This is a genomic window from Tropicimonas omnivorans (assembly GCF_031846565.1).
Taxonomy (GTDB): domain Bacteria; phylum Pseudomonadota; class Alphaproteobacteria; order Rhodobacterales; family Rhodobacteraceae; genus Tropicimonas_B; species Tropicimonas_B omnivorans.
In genome coordinates, this window is sequence record NZ_JAVRHL010000002.1 from 961319 (window position 1) to 979620 (window position 18302).

At 66.3% G+C, this 18302-nt stretch carries 18 protein-coding genes; 2 read left to right on the forward strand and 16 right to left on the reverse strand.

Annotated elements, in window-relative coordinates; genetic code table 11:
• Positions 1 to 33: 33 nt before the first annotated feature.
• The 12 genes from RM543_RS09870 to RM543_RS09925 all read right to left on the reverse strand — a co-directional run bounded on the left by RM543_RS09870 (position 34) and on the right by RM543_RS09925 (position 13164).
• Positions 34 to 1011, reverse strand: a complete 978-nt coding sequence (locus tag RM543_RS09870; RefSeq protein WP_311691052.1) for an ABC transporter permease — start codon at positions 1009 to 1011, stop codon at positions 34 to 36.
• Positions 1001 to 2500 carry a sugar ABC transporter ATP-binding protein gene (locus tag RM543_RS09875; RefSeq protein ID WP_311691053.1) on the reverse strand — a complete coding sequence of 500 codons (1500 nt, stop codon included), beginning with the start codon at positions 2498 to 2500 and terminating at the stop codon, positions 1001 to 1003. The genes RM543_RS09870 and RM543_RS09875 overlap by 11 nt, the downstream gene beginning before the upstream one ends.
• Positions 2501 to 2566: 66 nt before the next feature.
• Positions 2567 to 3484 carry an ABC transporter substrate-binding protein gene (locus RM543_RS09880; RefSeq protein ID WP_311691054.1) on the reverse strand — a complete coding sequence of 306 codons (918 nt, stop codon included), beginning with the start codon at positions 3482 to 3484 and terminating at the stop codon, positions 2567 to 2569.
• 92 nt (positions 3485 to 3576) lie between these two features.
• Positions 3577 to 4497, reverse strand: a complete 921-nt coding sequence (locus RM543_RS09885; RefSeq protein WP_311691056.1) for a helix-turn-helix domain-containing protein — start codon at positions 4495 to 4497, stop codon at positions 3577 to 3579.
• 385 nt (positions 4498 to 4882) lie between these two features.
• Positions 4883 to 5926: an NAD(P)-dependent alcohol dehydrogenase gene (locus tag RM543_RS09890; RefSeq protein ID WP_311691058.1), complete on the reverse strand. Its 1044-nt coding sequence runs from the start codon at positions 5924 to 5926 to the stop codon at positions 4883 to 4885.
• A gap of 228 nt (positions 5927 to 6154) precedes the next feature.
• Positions 6155 to 7150 carry an ABC transporter substrate-binding protein gene (locus tag RM543_RS09895; RefSeq protein WP_311691060.1) on the reverse strand — a complete coding sequence of 332 codons (996 nt, stop codon included), beginning with the start codon at positions 7148 to 7150 and terminating at the stop codon, positions 6155 to 6157.
• A 32-nt stretch (positions 7151 to 7182) separates the two neighbouring features.
• Positions 7183 to 8022, reverse strand: coding sequence for an ABC transporter permease (locus RM543_RS09900; RefSeq protein ID WP_311691062.1), 840 nt, complete (start codon positions 8020 to 8022; stop codon positions 7183 to 7185).
• The gene (locus tag RM543_RS09905; protein WP_311691372.1) at positions 8019 to 8942 is read right to left on the reverse strand and encodes an ABC transporter permease; all 924 of its coding nucleotides are present in this window, start codon (positions 8940 to 8942) and stop codon (positions 8019 to 8021) included. The genes RM543_RS09900 and RM543_RS09905 overlap by 4 nt, the downstream gene beginning before the upstream one ends.
• A gap of 77 nt (positions 8943 to 9019) precedes the next feature.
• A complete protein-coding gene (locus tag RM543_RS09910) occupies positions 9020 to 9814 on the reverse strand; it encodes an ABC transporter ATP-binding protein (protein ID WP_311691064.1) in 795 nt (264 codons plus the stop codon).
• Positions 9811 to 10230: a VOC family protein gene (locus tag RM543_RS09915; protein ID WP_432280451.1), complete on the reverse strand. Its 420-nt coding sequence runs from the start codon at positions 10228 to 10230 to the stop codon at positions 9811 to 9813. The genes RM543_RS09910 and RM543_RS09915 overlap by 4 nt, the downstream gene beginning before the upstream one ends.
• A complete protein-coding gene (gene hydA / locus RM543_RS09920) occupies positions 10227 to 11681 on the reverse strand; it encodes a dihydropyrimidinase (protein ID WP_311691068.1) in 1455 nt (484 codons plus the stop codon). The genes RM543_RS09915 and hydA overlap by 4 nt, the downstream gene beginning before the upstream one ends.
• 226 nt (positions 11682 to 11907) lie before the next feature.
• Positions 11908 to 13164, reverse strand: coding sequence for a Zn-dependent hydrolase (locus RM543_RS09925; protein ID WP_311691070.1), 1257 nt, complete (start codon positions 13162 to 13164; stop codon positions 11908 to 11910).
• 169 nt (positions 13165 to 13333) lie between these two features.
• On the opposite strand from RM543_RS09925, the gene RM543_RS09930 reads away from it, so the two are divergent.
• On the forward strand, positions 13334 to 13924 hold the full coding sequence (locus tag RM543_RS09930; protein WP_311691072.1) for a TetR family transcriptional regulator C-terminal domain-containing protein: 591 nt from the start codon (positions 13334 to 13336) through the stop codon (positions 13922 to 13924).
• Between the two features lie 5 nt (positions 13925 to 13929).
• Here the strand turns inward: RM543_RS09930 and preA are convergent, their stop codons facing one another.
• From preA to RM543_RS09945, 3 genes are all read right to left on the reverse strand, one after another.
• On the reverse strand, positions 13930 to 15234 hold the full coding sequence (preA, locus tag RM543_RS09935) for an NAD-dependent dihydropyrimidine dehydrogenase subunit PreA (RefSeq protein ID WP_311691074.1): 1305 nt from the start codon (positions 15232 to 15234) through the stop codon (positions 13930 to 13932).
• Positions 15235 to 15293: 59 nt separating this feature from the next.
• The gene (locus tag RM543_RS09940; protein ID WP_311691076.1) at positions 15294 to 16718 is read right to left on the reverse strand and encodes an NAD(P)-dependent oxidoreductase; all 1425 of its coding nucleotides are present in this window, start codon (positions 16716 to 16718) and stop codon (positions 15294 to 15296) included.
• A gap of 198 nt (positions 16719 to 16916) precedes the next feature.
• Positions 16917 to 17348 (reverse strand): PACE efflux transporter, encoded by a 432-nt coding sequence (locus RM543_RS09945; protein ID WP_311691078.1) that lies wholly within the window; start codon positions 17346 to 17348, stop codon positions 16917 to 16919.
• Positions 17349 to 17614: 266 nt separating this feature from the next.
• On the opposite strand from RM543_RS09945, the gene RM543_RS09950 reads away from it, so the two are divergent.
• A complete protein-coding gene (locus tag RM543_RS09950; RefSeq protein ID WP_311691080.1) occupies positions 17615 to 17845 on the forward strand; it encodes a hypothetical protein in 231 nt (76 codons plus the stop codon).
• 5 nt (positions 17846 to 17850) lie between these two features.
• Here the strand turns inward: RM543_RS09950 and RM543_RS09955 are convergent, their stop codons facing one another.
• Positions 17851 to 18189, reverse strand: coding sequence for a hypothetical protein (locus RM543_RS09955; RefSeq protein WP_311691083.1), 339 nt, complete (start codon positions 18187 to 18189; stop codon positions 17851 to 17853).
• Positions 18190 to 18302 lie beyond the last annotated feature (113 nt).

The following is an 18302-nucleotide window of genomic DNA, read 5'->3' on the forward strand; positions in this document are numbered from 1 at the left end:
GGCCGGGGCTTTAACGCGCGCCCCGGCCGCTCCTCAGCGCCATTCCCGGCCGATATAGATGGCCAGGAGGATGATGAGGCCCTTGATCACGTCCTGCAGGTAGGGGTTGATCCCGATCAGGTTCAGGCCGTTGTTGATGATGCCGAGGAGGATCGCGCCGATCAGCGTGCCGAGGATCAGGCCCCGTCCACCGGCGATCGCCGTGCCGCCGAGGACGACCATGGCGATCGCGTCGAGCTCGAAGGCAACGCCGGCGCCCGGCTGTCCGCTCATGAGCCGCCCGGTCAGCACGATGGCGGCCATCGCCGAGGTGAAGCCGGAGATCATGAACACGAAGAGCTTGATGCGCTTGGTGTTCACGCCGGAGAGGTTCGCCGCGGTCTCGTTGCCACCGATGGAATAGACATGCCGGCCGAAGGCGGTCCGCTGGAGGAGAACCCATGCGAGGGCGTAGAGCACCACCATGATGATGATCGGGGTGGGAATGCCGCCGATTCTGCCGATGCCGAACCAGGAGACCCAGCCGGGCAGCCCGCTGATCGGGTAGCCGCCCGAATAGACGAGACCGAGGCCGCGCGCGATCAGCATGGTGGCCAGCGTCACAATGATCGCCGGCATCTTGCCCCAGGCCACGAGGATCCCGTTGAAGAGGCCGAAGAGGATGCCGACGACGATCATCGCCAGGAGGCCGAGCCAGCCCGGCATCCCCATGTTCACCATGACCCCGGCACCGAGCGTGCCACACAGCGCCATCACCGCGCCGACGGACAGATCGATGCCGCCCGTCAGGATGACGAAGGTCATGCCGATGGCGAGGATGCCGATGATGGATTGCTGCCGAAGCACGTTGACGATGTTGTCGACGCTGAAGAAGTTGTCGCTCGCGAAGGCCATGGCGATCGAGACGACGATCAGACCGACGAGCGGCAGCAGGAGCGGCGAATGCTTGATGCTCGCCAGAACCCTGTGAACCGGCGAGGACGACCTTTGAGTATCGGCGTCATGCGACATATCTGAGCTTCCCCGTGGTTGCATGTTTCATGATGTCTTCGGAGGTGATCTCGTCGCCCTCGATGGTCGCGACGATGGCTCCGCTGCGGAATACGCAGACGCGGTCCGACAGGCCCATCACCTCGGGCAGTTCGGAGGAGATCATGATGATCGAGTAACCCTCCTCGGTGAGCTGTCGCATCAGGTGGTAAATCTCGGACTTGGCACCGACATCGATCCCGCGGGTCGGTTCGTCGAAGATCAGGATCGGCGTGTGGTGGTTCAGCCAGCGGGCGATGACGACCTTCTGCTGGTTCCCGCCCGACAGCGTGTCGACGGGGACGTCCGGACCCGGTGCCTTCACCTGCACGTCCTTAATCACCTTCGTGGTGTGCTTCCGCTCCTCCGAGAGGTCGAGGAAGAACTTCAGCGTCCGGTACTTGCCGTAATTGTTGATCGAGACGTTCTGCATGATCGAGAACGACGTGATGAGCCCCTGGTCCTTCCGGCTTTCGGGCAGGAGGCCGATGCCGCGGGCCAGCGCCTCGCTCGGGTTTGCCGGCGCGCCGGGCGTTCCGTTGATCTCCACCTTCACGCTCGCGGCGGGGTAGGCGCCGAGGATCGACAGGGCCGTTTCGGTCCGGCCCGATCCGACGAGCCCGGCGAAGCCGAGTATTTCGCCCCTGCGCAGCTGGAACGTGCTGACGGGGCCGTTCTTGCGCAGCTGTATCTGGGCCGCGTCGATGACCACCTCAGCGTTCGGGGCGGCGGGGGGCTTGGGCGGGAAATTGTTCTCGATCCGGCGACCGACCATCATTTCGACCAGCTCGTCGGTGCTGATCGAACCGACGTCCCGCGTGCCGACATACTCGCCGTCGCGCAGGACCGTGATGCGATCCCCGATCTCGTAGATCTCCTCGAGGTGGTGGGAGATGAAGACGATGGCGACGCCCTGTGAGCGCAGATCCCGCATCACCTTGAACAGGTGTTCCGTCTCGCTCGGGGTCAACGTCGCCGTCGGCTCGTCGAGGACGAGTATGCGCGCGTCGAGAGACAGCGCCTTGGCGATTTCAACGAATTGCTGTTCGGCCACGCTGAGATCGGCGACCGGCACGTTGAGGGGGACATCGACGCCGAGCTTGTCGAGAACCTCGCGGGCGCGTTTGCGCATGGCCTTGCGGGCGAGGAAGCCGCCCGTCTTGATTTCGCGGGCGAGGAAGATGTTCTCCACCGCCGTCAGGTAGGGGATCAGGCTGAATTCCTGGAACACGATGCCGACGCCGGCCTGGATGGCCTCGTCGTAATGCTCGAAGGACCGTTCGTTGCCATCGATGACGATGGTGCCCTCATCGGCATGGACGATCCCGCAGAGGATCTTCATCATCGTGGACTTGCCTGCGCCGTTCTCGCCAAGGAGCGCATGGACTTCCCCGGCGCGGACTTCGAGGTCCACTCCGTGGAGGACCTTGACCGGACCGAAGGCCTTCCGGATGCCCTTCATCTCAAGCATGTCGTTCCCTCCCAATGACGCCGCGCCCGGAGGCTCCCGGACGCGGCAGGCGTTCAGACCCGGATCTTACCAAGCGAAGTCTTCGGCATTCTCGGCATCGACGACGCGGACGTCGATCGGCACCTCGGCCGGAACGACCTGCGCACCCCAGTACTGGGCCAGCGCCATGCCGAGGCCGACGCGGATCTGGTCGCGCGGGAACTGGGCAGTCGTCTCGATGAAGGGCGTGCCGCGGGCGATCGCGTCGACCGCTTCGGGAGCGCCGTCAACGGAGGTCAGCTTGATGTCCCGGCCGGCGCCCTGGATCGCGGCGAGAGCACCCATGGCACCGCCGTCGTTCACCGAGAAGATGCCGCCGAGATCGGGATGCGCCTGCATCATGTTCTCGACGACGCCGAGCGCGACGGAGCGGTCCTGACGACCGTTCTGCGTGTCAACGAGGGTGATGCCGGGGGCTTCGTCCAGCGCTTCCTTGCAGCCTTCGACGCGCTCGAGGATCGGAACCACCGGAATGCCGTCGAGGATCGCGACCTCGCCTTCGCCGCCCATCGCCTCGGCGAGGTACTGGCAGGACAGGTAGCCCGCGTCGCGGTTCTTCGAGCCGACGAAGGTGTCGACCGGGCCGTTGGCATTGGCGTCCACGGCGACGACGATGACGCCGGCATCCTTGGCCATGCGCACGGCGGATTCGATGCCGGCGCTGTCCGTCGGGTTGAGCAGGAGGATGTCGATGTCCTGCTGGAGCATGTCCTCGACGTCGGAGATCTGCTTGGCGACGTCATGGCCGGCATCGGTCACCACGACCTCGGCATTGATCCCGTCAGCCGCTTCCATCAGCGCTTCGCGCATGCTGACGAAGTAGGGATTGTTCATCTCCTGGAACGTCATGCCGATCTTCAGCTGGTCGTCCTGGGCCGACGCGACCGTGGCGCAGGCTGCGACGCCCAGAGCGGCGATGGTGCCGGATTTCAAAAGGTTCTTCATGGTAGTCCTCCCTTGGTTGGCAGTCAGACCCCGTCCGCTCCGGGACCCTCAACGGGCTGCCGGGATAGAGTGCGGTCGGGGAATTTCGGTGGTCAGGCGGGCATGCGCGCCGCCTCGTTTTCCGCGAAGGTGGCCCGGAACTCCGATGGAGACCGTCCCTTCAGTCGCAGGAAATGCCGGTTGAAGTTCGACAGGTTCGAGAACCCGACATCGAAACAGATATCCGAGATCCGCGCCTCGGGGTCCGAAACGAGCATCTGGCAGGCCAGGTCGATCCTGAGCTGGTTGCGGAAGCGCACCAGTGTCGCCCCCGTGTGCCGCTTGAAGGAGCGGGAGAAGGCGCTCTGGCTCTGACCCGTCATCTCGGCGAGCTCCGTCTCGCTCAGGGGCTCGGTCAGGTTCTCCCTGAGATGCGCGATCACCCGGTTCATCGCCGATTCCTCGGATTTCTCCATGTCCAGCATGAAGTTGAGGCTGCAGAGCGTCTGCACGCGGGGCGCGTTCAGCAGCACGTCGAGGATCTCGAAGTAGAGGGCGAGGCGCAGCACGCCGCGCGCGTCGATCACCCGCCGCATGAGCGGGGCGACCTTCCGGCCGGTCTCGCCATCGAACAGAAGCCCGCGCCGGCTGCGCTGGAAGAGCGCTTCGGCCGCTTCCATCTCCGGGAACGCATCGGCCAGGCGGTCGACGAAGTCCTGGGAAAACTGGATCACTTCGGTGCGGCTCGCCGAGACCTCGCCCGGCTGCACGTCGCTGATCCAGTTCTGCGGCAGGTTGGGGCCCGTCATGATCAGCTGACCGGGCTCGAAATCGCCGACATGGTCGCCGATGTAATACTTGCCGCTCGTCGCCACGACGAGATGGATTTCGTACTCGGGATGGTAATGCCACCGCACGGTCCGGAACGGGTAGCCGTGCCGCCACGCGGCGAAGGATTCGCCGCTGCGGATATGGACCAGCTCCAGATCGAGTTGCATCTTTCCCCCCATTCCCGGCCGAAATCGATGTGCCATCGGCAGTCTCGATCCTCCTCTCGGCGTTAACGCTTTTGTATCACGTCTCCGAATCTCCAGCCACGACACCATCGCTTGAATACTGGTACTTTTTTGACCGGCCCGCGTCCGAAGTGCATCAGGTCGTCCGCCGGTGGTCTTTGCAATGCGCGACGCGTGCCTCGATGCGTCGCCGCAATGCAGAAAGATGAAGGGATTTCCGGGGAAGCGGACGCCCGTGAGACCAGGGCACCCCGGACGGTGGTGTCTGGTACTACGGGGCGGCCGAGCGCCGATCATCATACTTTTCCGTCAGCGTTCTTACCGAATCCTATCAACTGCCCCGTCCGGCGCAGCCGGCCCGCCCGGCGGGATCCGGGGCGCCGGCCGGGCCCCGGATCCGTCGTCAGGCGTCCGGAAGCTCGATCTGGATCTTCACGTCGGTTTCGCGGGCTTCCACCGCGCGGTCGAAGGCCGCGATGCTGTCCTTGAAGGGCAGGGTGGCGGAGATAAGCGGTTTGAGATCGACCTTGCCGGCGCCGATGAGCGCGATCGCGCGATCGTAGATGTTGGCGTAGCGAAAGACGGTTTCGAGCCGGAGCTCCTTTGCCTGGAGGCCGACGATATCCATCGGTGCGGGCTCCACCGGCATGCCGACGAGCACCACCGCGCCGCCGGGACGGGCGAGGGCGGGCAGGCCGAGGATCGCGGGGGCCGCGCCCGAACATTCGAAGACCACGTCGGCGCCCCAGCCCTCCGTCGCCTCGGCAATCGCCCCGGCCACCGGAGTTTCGCGGATGTTGATGGTCTCGATCCCGTCATAGGCACCGATGATGTCCAGCTTCGGCTGCGCGAGATCGGCGACGTAGACCTTGGCGCAGCCACCGGCGAGCGCGGCGAGGGCCGTCATCATGCCGATCGGTCCCGCGCCCGTCACGACGGCGATGTCGCCGGGCTGGATGCGGGCGCGAAGGGCGCTCTGCATGCCGATCGCGAACGGCTCGACCATGGCCCCTTCGGCGAAGGTCACGTGGTCCGGCAGCTTGTAGGTGAAGGCGGCGGGGTGAACGATTTCCGGTGTCAGGCAGCCATGCACCGGCGGCGTGGCCCAGAACTGCACGGAGGGGTCCACGTTGTAGATCCCGAGCTTGGCGGCACGGGAGGTCTGATCGGGGATGCCGGGTTCCATGCAGACACGGTCGCCCGCTTTCAGTCCCTCGACCTGCGCACCGACCTCCAGCACGACGCCGGCGGCCTCGTGACCGAGGATCATCGGCTCGTTCACGACGAAGTGGCCGATCTTGCCATGGGTGTAGTAGTGCACGTCGGACCCGCAGACGCCGACCGTCCGGATCGCCACGCGCACGTCGCCGGCGCCGAGATCATCCGGAACCGGAAAGTCCCTGAGGGACAGCTTGCCCTTTTCCTCGAGTACGAGCGCTTCGGCCATGGTCGATCCTCCCCATCACGTCACTTGTCATCGATCGGGAACGCATCCCGGCTCGGCGCTTGTGATGTTCGCCCCGGGAGGCCTGCAAGTAAACGGGGGAGTGCGCCGGGGCGGAGTGTCGTCCCGCGGCCCGGCAAAAATCCTATCACGGGCAGGCGGGCCTGGTATCACGAGCCCGCGGATGCGGTCCCGGCCGCGCGATGCGGCGCGGCCGGGGAAGCCCCCGTATCACATGCCCGAGACCATGTCCGTCACGTCGGAGGTCCAGGCGCCCTCGGGCTCCTCGGTGATCGCGGGATTCTCCTCGCTGATCGCGGAGAGGAGCGTGTCTACAGTCTGGCGGTAATCCTCCGGATCGAGCGTGCCGTCGGACCCTTCGGTGAGCTTGGCAACCTCGTTCACCATGTAGACCTGATGCTCCAGCGTCTGCGCGCCGGTCGTATCGTTGTCGATGATGATCTGCGCGGCTTCCTCGGGGTTCGCCTCCGCATAGCGCCAGCCTTCCATCGAGGCGGAGACGAAGCGGGCCATCTTGTCCACGAAGGCCGGATCCTCGAGGTCCTCCTCCTGCACGTAGAGCCCGTCTTCCAGCATCCCGACGCCCTCGTCGAGGTAGTTGAAGTTGACCAGTTCCTCCTCGGTATAGCCGGCATCGAGGACCTGGCCGTACTCGTTGTAGGTCATGGTGGAGATGCAGTCGGCCTGACCCTGAAGGAGCGGATCGACGTTGAAGGCCTGCTTGAGGACCGTGACGCCGCTGTCATCCGCGCCGTCGGTGTCGATGCCGAGCTGGGCCATCCACGCGTAGAACGGGTACTCGTTGCCGAAGAACCAGACGCCGAGAGTGCGGTTCGGGAAGTCCTCGGGGGTTTCGATGCCGGTCTCGGCCAGGCAGGTGAGCTGGAGGCCGCCGGTGGCGAATGGCTGGGCGATGTTGACGAGCGGCACGCCGCGCTCGCGGGCGGCCAGCGCCGCGGCCATCCAAGTGACGATCACGTCGGCGCCGCCGCCGGCGATGACCTGCTCGGGCGCGATGTCCGGCCCGCCCGGCTTGATCGTGACGTCGAGGCCGGCCTCGTCGTAGAAGCCCTTCTCCTCGGCCACGTAATAGCCCGCGAACTGCGCCTGCGTGACCCATTTGAGTTGCAGCGTGACGGCATCCTGAGCCGCCACGGGGGCGGCCAGAACCGTGCTGCCGAGGGCGGCGATGAGGATCTTCTTCATGTGTTGTCTCCCTAGTCGGTTGTCCCCGGAGTTCATCCCCGGTTGGACGGATGCCAGAAGGTCACCCGTTTCTCGATTGCGACGACGAGGCCGTAGAACGCGCTGCCCGCCAGCGCCGCCACCGCGATCTCCGCCCAGACCATATCGAGCGACAGCTGGCCCACGGAGGTCGATATGCGAAAACCGATCCCGCGGATCGGCGAGCCGAAGAATTCGGCTACAATCGCGCCAATGAGGGCCAGCGTCGTCGAGATTTTCAGCCCGTTGAAGATGAATGGCATCGCCGCGGGCAGGCGGAGCTTCACGAGGCCCTGCCAGTAGCTCGCCCCGAAGGTCCGCATCAGGTCACGCTGCATCGTCTCGGCGGCGCGGAGGCCGGCGACGGTGTTCACCAGCATCGGGAAGAACACCATGACGACGACGACGGCGGCCTTCGATTGCCAGTCGAACCCGAACCACATCACGAGGATCGGCGCGACACCGACCACCGGCAGCGCGGCGGCGAAGTTCGCGACCGGCAGGAGACCGCGGCGGAGGACGTCGACGCGGTCCGCCAGAAGGGCGACGGCGAAGGCGGCGAGGCAGCCGATCACGTATCCGCTGAGCGCGCCTTTCAGGACGGTCTGGACGAAGTCCTCCCAGAGCGTCGGCAGGCTTGCCGCGAAGCGCAGGGCGATCTGCGTGGGCGCGGGTAGGAACACCATCGGCACGTCCAGCCCGCGCACGATCAGCTCCCACATCACGAGGAGCGTCGCGCCGAAGAGCAGCGGCACGGCCAGCGCGACGCTTCGGCTCTGCGGACCGCTTGCGAGGCGGACGTTCAGCGCCCAGCCGGCGGCCCAGAGAACGAGGGCGAGGGCAACGAGCGTCATGGCCGCATCCCCATCCGCGCGAGCGACTTCCGCTCCAGCCCGCCGATGAGCCCGACGAGCCCGGCGGCCAGGATCGCGGCGGCGAAGAGCGCGGCCCAGATCTGGACGGTCTGGCCGTAATAGCTGCCCGCAAGGAGCCGGGCGCCGAAGCCGGCCTGCGCACCGGAGGGCAGTTCGGCGACGATGGTTCCGATCAGCGCCGCGGCGACGGCGATCTTCAGCGAGGCGAAGAGATAGGGTGTCGAGGCGGGAAGACGGAGCTTCCAGAAGGTCTGGGGACGGCTCGCGCCGTAGGTCCGCAGAAGGTCGAGCTGCATCGCATCGGGGCTCCGGAAACCCTTGGACATGCCGACGACGACGGGGAAGAAGGACAGGTACGCCGCGATCACCGCCTTGGGGAGGATGCCCTCGATGCCGATGGCGTAGAGCACGACGACGATCATCGGCGCGATGGCGATGATGGGCACGGTCTGGCTGACGATGGCCCAGGGCATCACGCTCATCTCCATCACGCGGAAATGGACGATCCCGACCGCCAGGGCGATGCCGAGGCCGGCCCCGATGGCGAAGCCGAGAAGCGTGGCCGACAGCGTGACCCAGCCGTGATGGATCAGGCTCTGCGCCGAGGTCGGCGCAACGGTCGCCGTGCTCTGCCAGAGCGCGCCTGCGACCTGGTGCGGCGCGGGCAGACGGGGGCGACCTTGGGTGTAGGCATGGGCGATGGCGGGGCCGGGGTTGCGAAGCGCCAGGGCCAGAGCGGACATGCCCCGGCGCTCCGATGCGGCCTCTGGCGACACCGTCTCTCCTGCGCGCGAGGCGTCGAGGACGGACTGGGCCGCATTCATGGGGATGCACGCGAGGGTCCAGATCAGGACGAGCGCGGCGAGCACGCCGAGGACGGGCAGGGTGGTCTGCCGCATGGCGCTCGTCACGCGAGCCACGCGGGCCGACCAGCCGACGCCGGCCTCGGGAGCGGAAATCGGGGCTGCGGTCTCGCTCATGCCGCCTCCATCCCTGCGCGCAGCCCCTCGCGGACGCGGTGCGCGATCTCGATGAACTCCCGGCTGTCGCGAATGTCGAGCGGACGCTCCTTCGGCAGGGGGCTGTCGATCACGTCGCTGATCCGCCCCGGACGGGGGGACATCACGACGATCTTCGTGGACAGGTAAACGGCTTCGGGGATCGAGTGCGTCACGAAGAGCATGGTTTTGCCGGTGCGATCCCAGAGCGACAGCAACTCCTCGTTCAGGCGGTCCCGCACGATCTCGTCGAGCGCGCCGAAGGGTTCGTCCATCAGAAGAAGGTCCGCATCGAAGCTCAGCGCGCGCGCGATGGAGGCGCGCTGCTGCATGCCGCCCGATAGCTGCCAGGGAAACTTCTTCTCGAACCCGCCCAGATCGACGAGCTCCAGCGTCTGTCGCACCCGGCGCGCCTTCTCCTCCTCGGAATACCCCATGATCTCGAGAGGCAGGCGGATGTTGCCGCCGATGGTGCGCCACGGGTAAAGCCCCGCCGCCTGGAAGACGTAGCCATAGGCGCGGGCGCGGCGCGCCTCGTCGGCGCTCATCCCGTTAACCTCAAGTGTCCCGCCGGTCGGCTCCTCGAGCCCTGCGACGCACCGCAGGAACGTGGTCTTCCCGCAGCCCGAGGGGCCGATGAACGACACGAACTCGCCGGGCTCGACCGACAGCGAGACATCTTTCAGCGCATGGACCGGGCCGTCCGACGTCTGGAAGGTGAGATCGAGGTTGCGGGCGGTGACGACGGCGCCCTCCGTGCCGGGCGCGCTCATTGCATCCCCCAGAGCCGGGGTTCGGCGAATTCCACGCTGTTTCCGGCAGGATCGCGAACGTAGACGGACCGGGCGCCATTCGGCCAGAGGAAGTCCGCCTCGATCTCGATCCCCTCCTTCGCGAAATGCGCGGTCCAGTCGTCGAGCACCGCGCCGCTGGCCGTGAAGCAGACATGCCCGGGGCCCTTGGCGCCATGGAGAGGGACGGGAAGGCCGCCGCCCGGATCGGCCACGGCCGTGGCGTCGGGATTGAAGACGAGAAGGACCGTACTGCCCGCGCGGTAGAAGATGTGCCGCGCTTCCTTGCGCGCGATCACCTCCATCCCCAGCGTCCCGCCGTAGAAGGCATCTGCCGCGGCCAGGTCGCTGGCGTAAAGCGCGGCCTCGAGAACTCCTTCGACCTTCATTCGCCTTATACCCCGCTCGCCGGGATGCCGCTGCGCTCGACCGGGCGGGGCTTGGTCATGTCCTTCCATGAGGTGAGCGCGCGGTTGACCTCGCCCTGCGGCCGGCGCTTGACGAAGCGACCGTGCCCCTCGGACGGCTTGAGGACGCCGTCATCCACCATCACCCGTCCGCGGGAGAGGACGTAGCGCGGCAGACCTTTCACATGTTTGCCTTCGAAGACGTTGTAATCGATCGAGGATTCCTGCGTCTTCGCGCTGATCGTCTTCTCCTTTTCAGGGTCGAGCACGACAATGTCGGCATCCGATCCGACAAGGATCGCGCCCTTCTTGGGATAGCAGTTCAGGATCTTGGCGGAGTTGGTCGAGGTCACGGCGACGAACTCGTTGGGGGTCAGGCGGCCCGTGCCGACGCCATAGGTCCAGAGCATCGGCATCCTGTCCTCGAGGCCGCCGGTGCCGTTCGGGATCTTGGTGAAGTCCCCGATCCCGGTCCGCTTCTGCTCGGTGGTGAACGCGCAGTGATCGGTGGCGACGCAGGAGAGCGAGCCCGATTGCAGCCCGGCCCAGAGCGAGTCCTGATGCTTCTCGTCCCGGAAGGGGGGAGACATGACGCGGCGGGCGGAGTGGTCCCAGTCCTCGTTGAAGTACTCGCTTTCGTCGAGGGTCAGGTGCTGGATCAGCGGCTCGCCCCAGACGCGCATCCCGGCCTGCCTGGCGCGGCGGATGGCTTCGTGGGACTGCTCGCAGGAGACGTGAACGACGTAGAGCGGCACGCCGGCCATGTCGGCGATCATGATGGCGCGATTGGTCGCCTCGCCCTCGACCTGTGGCGGGCGGGAATAGGCGTGGCCCTCGGGGCCGTCATTGCCTTCGCGCAGCAGGCGCGCGGAGAGGTCCGCCACCACGTCGCCGTTCTCGGCGTGGACGAGAGCGATGGCGCCGAGTTCCGCCAGCCGCTGGAAGGAGGCGTACATCTCGTCGTCCTGCACCATCAGGGCGCCCTTGTAGGCCATGAAGTGCTTGAAGCTGTTGATGCCGTACTGCTCGATCACGGTCTTCATCTCGTCGAAGACCTGCTCGCTCCACCACGTCACCGCCATGTGGAAGGAGTAGTCGCAATGCGCGCGGGCGGACTTGTTGTCCCACGTCTTCAGCGCATCGAGAAGGCCCTGTCCGGGCTGGGGCAGGGCAAAATCGACCACCATGGTGGTGCCCCCGGCCAGCGCCGCACGGGTGCCGCTGTCGAAATCATCGGAGGAATAGGTGCCCATGAAAGGCATCTCCAGATGCGTATGCGGATCGATCCCTCCGGGCATGACGTAGCAGCCGGTCGCGTCCAGCACCTCGTCGCCCTCGAGGTTCTCGCCGATCTCGATGATCGTCTCCCCATCGATCAGGACATCCGCCGCGTAGGTCAGATCATGTGTGACGATGGTGCCGTTCTTGATGACGGTGGTCATGTTCTCTCCTCCCGTCCGTCTGTGCGACGGATGATCAGATCCTTGTGGATGATCGCATTGTATTGAGTGCTCCGGCTCCCGTTCGGGGCGCCGCGCCGTCCGGACCCCCGGTTCGAACAGGGAAATCCGGTCACGCCGGATATCGTTCTGACCCAGGACATCGAGGCGGTATCGTGCCGGGCGCGGATCGGCCTCGCCTCTCTTCCCGTGGTCGCGTGGATCGACGTCATCCCACCACCTCCGCCGTTTCGACGACCGCGTGCAGCAGCACGTCGGCCCCGGCCTTGGCCCAGTCCTCGGTGATCTCCTCGGCCTCGTTGTGGGACAAACCGTCCACGCAGGGGCACATGACCATGGCGGTGGGGGCGACGCGGTTGATCCAGCAGGCGTCGTGGCCGGCGCCCGAGACGAGGTCCATGTGGGAATAGCCGAGGCGCTCGGCGGCGTTCCGGACGGCCAGGACGCAGCCCTCGTCGAAGGTGACGGGGTCGAAATGGCCGACGGGCTCGATCTCGAGGCCGAGGCCGAGATCATCGGCGATCTGCCTCGCCGCCGCCTCGTAGGCCTTGCGCATGGAGGTCAGTTTCTCAAGGTCGGGGGAGCGCAGATCGACGGTGAAGACCGCCTTTCCCGGGATCACGTTGCGCGAGTTGGGGAAGACCTCGCAATGCCCGACCGCCCCCACCGCGTGGGGCTGGTGATCCATCGCGACGCGGTGCGCGGCCTCGGTCATTCGCGCCATGCCCAGGCCCGCATTCACCCGCATCTCCATCGGCGTGGAGCCGGTATGCGCGTCCTTTCCGGTGACGGTGCATTGCAGCCACCACAGGCCCTGCCCGTGGGTGACGACGCCGATCTGCTTCTCCTCGGCCTCGAGGATCGGGCCCTGTTCGATATGGAGTTCGAACATCGCGTGCATCTTGCGCGAACCGACCGGTTCCTGGCCGCGCCAGCCGATCCGGTCGAGTTCGTCTCCGAACCGCGCGCCTTTCGCATCCGTCCGGTCCTCGGCCCAGTCCTGATCGTGCACGCCCGCAAACACACCCGAGGCGAGCATGGCGGGGGCAAAGCGGGTGCCTTCCTCGTTGGTCCAGTTCACCACGACGACTGGATGCCTCGTCTTCACGTTCAGGTCGTTGAGCGTTCGCAGGATCTCCAGCCCTCCGAGAACGCCGAGGACGCCGTCATACTTTCCGCCCGTGGGCTGCGTGTCGAGGTGGCTGCCGACATAGACGGGCAGGGCGTCCGGGTCCGTTCCCTCCCGGCGGGCGAACATGTTGCCCATCGTGTCGAGCCCCATCGTGCAGCCTGCCGCCTCGCACCAGCTCCGGAACAGCTCGCGGCCCTCGCCGTCGGCATCGGTCAGGGTCTGGCGATTGTTGCCGCCCGCCACGCCGGGGCCGATCTTCGCCATGTCCATGATCGACTGCCACAGGCGGGCGCCATCGATCGTCATGTTGTCGCCGGGTGCTTGAGATGCCATTGCAGGTCCTCCTGATCCTGACAAATTGACCGTATGGTCAAAAAGACGCTAGATCGGCGCGGGTCCGTAACCGGGATGCGCAGTTGATTTGGTCGAATGCTGAAGAACTGGTCGGACACTGCCGCATCATTGAGCACTTTCGCTGCACTCGGGTGATCTCGCAATGACCATGAGCCGGATCCAGAAGCGAAACCGCGCGCGCATTGCCGAGGCCGCGCTGGAGGTCTTCTCCCGCAACGGATTTCGCGGCGCGACGCTCGATGCCATCGCCGGTGAGGCGGGGCTCTCGAAGCCGAACCTGATCTACTATTACCCCTCCAAGGAGACCATCTACGAAGAGCTTCTCACCGGCCTCCTGTCGCGCTGGCTGGAGCCGCTGACCGCGCTCGATCCCGCGGGAGAGCCGGAGGCGGAGATCCTCGGATACGTCAGTCGCAAGCTCGACCTGTCGCGCCAGATGCCGCGGGAAAGTCGCCTCTTCGCGAACGAGATCCTTCGCGGCGCGCCCCTGATCGCGCCGCACCTGACCGGCCCGCTCCACAGGCTGGTCGCCGAGAAGGCGGCGGTGATCGAGGGCTGGGCCGCGGCGGGGCGCATCGCGCCGGTGGACGGGCGACAGCTCATCATGTCGATCTGGGCATTGACGCAGCATTATGTGGATGCCGATGTTCAGGTTCGGGCTGTGACCGGCATGGCCGATCCGTTGGCGGGCGCGGCGGCGCATCTAGAAACGCTCTTCCGCCGCACCCTGAGGGGCTGATCGCCCTATTCGGCCGCCGTCGAGGCGGGGTTGTTCGGGTGCTGGGTCCAGTTTCCGGGTTCGGCCGGCACCACGCGCCCGGTCCGGGGATCGGTCTCGCCCGGCTCGAGCCGGGTCATGGTGATGCAGTCCTCCACCGGGCAGACATCGACGCACAGGTTGCAGGCGACGCATTCGGCGTCGATCACCTCGAAGGTCCGGCCCGGCTCCATCGCGATGGCCTGGTGCGAGGTGTCCTCGCAGGCGGCATAGCAGCGGCCGCACTTGATGCAGAGATCCTGGTCGATCCGCGCCTTGGTGACGTAATTGAGGTTGAGGTATTGCCAGTCGGTGACGTTCGGGACGGCGCGGCCCGAGACCTCGGCAACGGACGCAAAGCCCTTCTCGTCCATCCATGCGGACAGGCCCGCGGCCATCTCCTCCACGACGCGGAAACCGTAAGTCATGGCCGCGGTGCAGACCTGGACGTTGCCGCAGCCGAGCGCGATGAACTCCGCCGCATCGCGCCAGGTCGTGATGCCCCCGATGCCGCTGATCGGCAGATCCTTGGTTTCGGGGTCGCGGGCGATCTCGGCCACCATGTTCATCGCGATGGGGCGGACGGCCGGGCCGCAATAGCCGCCATGGGTGCCCTTTCCATCGATCGTCGGCTCGGGGGCCATCCGGTCGAGGTCGACCGAGGTGATCGAGTTGATCGTGTTGATCAGGCTGACCGCATCGGCGCCACCATTCAGCGCGGCGCGGGCCGGCATGCGGATGTCGGTGATGTTGGGCGTCAGCTTCACGATCACGGGCCGGTCGTAGTACGTCTTGCACCAGCGGGTGACCATCTCGATGTATTCGGGCACCTGGCCGACCGCCGATCCCATGCCGCGCTCCGCCATTCCGTGCGGGCATCCGAAGTTCAGCTCGATCCCGTCCGCGCCGGTCTCGGCGACGCGGGGCAGAATCGCCTTCCACGCCGCTTCCTCGCACGGCACCATGATCGAGGCGATGAGGGCGCGGTCCGGATAGTCCGCCTTCACCCGCGCCATCTCCTCGAGGTTGGTCTCGAGCGGGCGGTCGGTAATCAGCTCGATGTTGTTGAGCCCCATCAGACGCCGGTCCGGCCCGTAGATCGCGCCGTATCGGGGGCCGTTGACGTTGACCACCGGCGGCCCCTCGGCGCCCAGCGTCTTCCAGACCACGCCGCCCCAGCCGGCCTCGAAGGCGCGGCGGACGTTGTATTCCTTGTCCGTCGGAGGCGCGGAGGCGAGCCAGAACGGGTTCGGGCTGCGGATGCCCACGAAGTCTGTCGTCAGATCGGCCATGGCTGGTCTCCGGAATTGGCGAGGGCGAGAACGGGAAGGGTCGAAAGGGGCGGGGCGGGTCAGCCGGGCATGTCGCGGTGCGGCGCGTGGCCGTGGGGGGGCGCGTCGATCCCGCGCGCGGCCTCGGCGATGACGGCACAGGTGGAGGTTTCGGGAACGCCCATGAGCGCGGCGTGCATGTCCTCCGCCGCATCGCGGCCCTGGGCCGCGCCCCAGACGGTCAGGTCGTCCCCCGGCGCGACGCAATCGCCGCCGGCCCAGACCTTCTCCATCGAGGTGCGGTACTTCGCGTCCACAGAGATCCGCCCACCTTCCAGCTCGAGACCGCTTTCGAGGGTCATCGCCTGGCCGATGGCCTTGAAGATCTGGTCCGCGGGCAGGCGCAGCCGTTCACCGGTCCCCCTCAGGCCGCCGCCGGTATCGGCGGTGTATTCGAGCTCGATCTCGGCCGCCGCGCCGTTCCCGTGGATCGCCACCGGCTGCACGTTGCAGATGATGCGCACGCCCTTGGACGCCGCCAGATCCTGCTCGTAGACCGAGGCGCCCATGCGGTCCCGCCCGCGGCGGTAGGCGATGGTGACGTTCTCGGCGCCGAGGAGCTTCGTCTGCACGGCCGCGTCGATGGCCGTCATGCCGCCGCCGATGACCACGATGTTGCGCCCCACGGGCAGGGACGCGAGGTCCGTGCTCTGCCGCAGCTCGGCGATGTAGCGCACCGCGTCCGTCACGCCGTCCTTCTCGGCCCCTTCCGCCACAAGGGCGTTCACGCCAGCCAGCCCGACGCCGACGAACACCGCATCGAAGCTCTCCGCCAGCTTCTCGAGCGACAGCTCGCGCCCGAGCGCCTTGCCACCCTCGAAGGAAATCCCGCCGATCTGCATGATCCAGTCGGCCTCGGCCTGTGCGAAATCGCCGGTCGACTTGTATGCCGCGATGCCGAACTCGTTCAGCCCGCCGGGCTTCGCCGCCGCATCGTACAGGGTGACCCGGTGGCCCCGCATGGCCAGCCGATGCGCGCAGGCCATCCCTGCGGGGCCCGCTCCGACGACGGCGACGGTCTTGCCGGTCTCGTCCGCCCGGTCGTAGGGGTGACTTTGCCGCCGCATGAGGCTGTCGGTCGCGTAGCGCTGGAGGAGGCCGATCTCGACCGGCTTGCCCTCCGACGTCTCCCGCACGCAGGAGCCTTCGCAGAGATCCTCGGTGGGACAGACACGCGCGCACATGCCACCGAGGATGTTCTGGTCGAAGATCGTCTTCGCCGCGTCCTCCGGCCGCCCGCCGGCGATCTGACGGATGAAGAGCGGGATATCGATCTCGGTGGGGCAGGCCGCGATGCAGGGCGCATCGTAGCAGAAGTAGCAGCGATCGGCCGCGACAGCAGCGTCCCGCGGCCCGAGCGGCGCATGCAGGTCGGCGAAGTTGCCCTCGATCTCTTCGGGGGAGAGGCGGCCGGCGGCAAGTCCTGGCGTCAAGGGATCGGTCATCACCTGTCCTTCTGGCTGGGTCAGGTGAAGCCTTGCACGGTTCGTTTTTTTATCAAACGGTAAATTTTGGGCGAAGCGTGAACGGCAAAAGAGGGCGGGCGCCACGCCCCGGCCGGCCTATTCCCATGCGGCGAGGGGCGTCACGTGCAGTCCTTCCGCTCCCACATGCCAAACCGGCAGCGCCTCGAGCGTTTTCCCTCAGGCCGTTCTCTCGTTGGTGCCCTGCGGCGGAAAGAGCGTGTCGTAGCACCACGTGAAGACGAAGGCGTAGACGACGTAGAAGGCCGCGAAGGCGATCTCCATCAGGAAGGCCGACACCAGCGAGACCTGGAGCCACCACGCGAAGATCGGCAAAAGGATGACGAGGAGAGTGGCCTCGAACAGCACGGCATGAAGGATCCGCAGCGGGAATGTCTTCCGGGCATCACCTCTGCGGCGGTGCAGGGCATGGTCGAAGCCGAGATTGAAGAGGTAGTTCCAGACCGTGGCGGCCGTGGCGCCCAACACCACAAGGACGCCCATGTCGCCCATGGGATGATTGAACACCCAGGCGAAGAGCGGTGTGACGATCAGGATGCCGATCAGCTCGAAGCAGATGGCCTGACGGACACGATCAGCGGTACTGCGCATGAAGGAAGGGCTCCGATTGAGTGTCGGGCCGTCCCGAATGCTGACCGATTGGCCGGGCGAGGTCGTCCTCTCCTGAGGCGGAGTCTGGGCACCATTGCCGCCAGTTTCAAGCGGCGCCCGTGTCGCAGGGACCCCTGACCGCGACATTGGTCCCGGCGGGGCGCCTGACCGGGCGCTGCAATGAGATGCGCTTGCCTCCATGCCGCCCAGATGCGAATGAATTAACCATAGCGAAGGTCAGGCTTGTCGGGGAGGCACGGCGGAAAATGGTCACTTCAGCCATTCGGCGCATTCAGATCGTAAGTTTTGCCCTCTCGCATATTCCGCTTGCGGCGGTGGTCGCAATCCTGCTGAGGGATGGCAGCGAAGGTGATTGGGCGCTGATCGGTGGAACGTTCCTGGCGACGCTGATCACTGCGGTGCTGCTTCTGACGTTCCTGAATAGCGCTGTGAAGAGTGTCGCGGAGCGGCCTGCAGCCACGGCGCGTTCGAACTGAACGGATCAGGAGCCGATCAACATCCAGATGATCGCCGCGATCAGGATGGCTTTTGCGCAGACGACGGCGACGAGTGTTCCGCGGTTCTCCGGGGCGAGGAAGATATCCTGCCACGCCGGCCTGCTCGAACCGAAGATCCGGGCTTCCACGCTCCGGCGGATGCGGTCCGGCGGCGATACGGGATCGACATTGAACATCTCGGTGAACGTCCCCTGCCAACGCTCGAGTTCGGATCGAAAATCCACGTCCCATGAGGCGAGATCGCGCGCCTGACGTAGATCCTCGCCCTCGAGCAGATCGAGAGCGTATTCGCCAGCCAGCATGATTTTCTCGTCCCGGCCCATGAAGCCCCGTGTTCGTCCATTCCGGCACTAATGTAGACCGCTGCGCCGCGCATTACCATGACGCGTCACGGCATCGCGAGCCGCACGGGGAACGGGAAGACCGGTTATCGCGG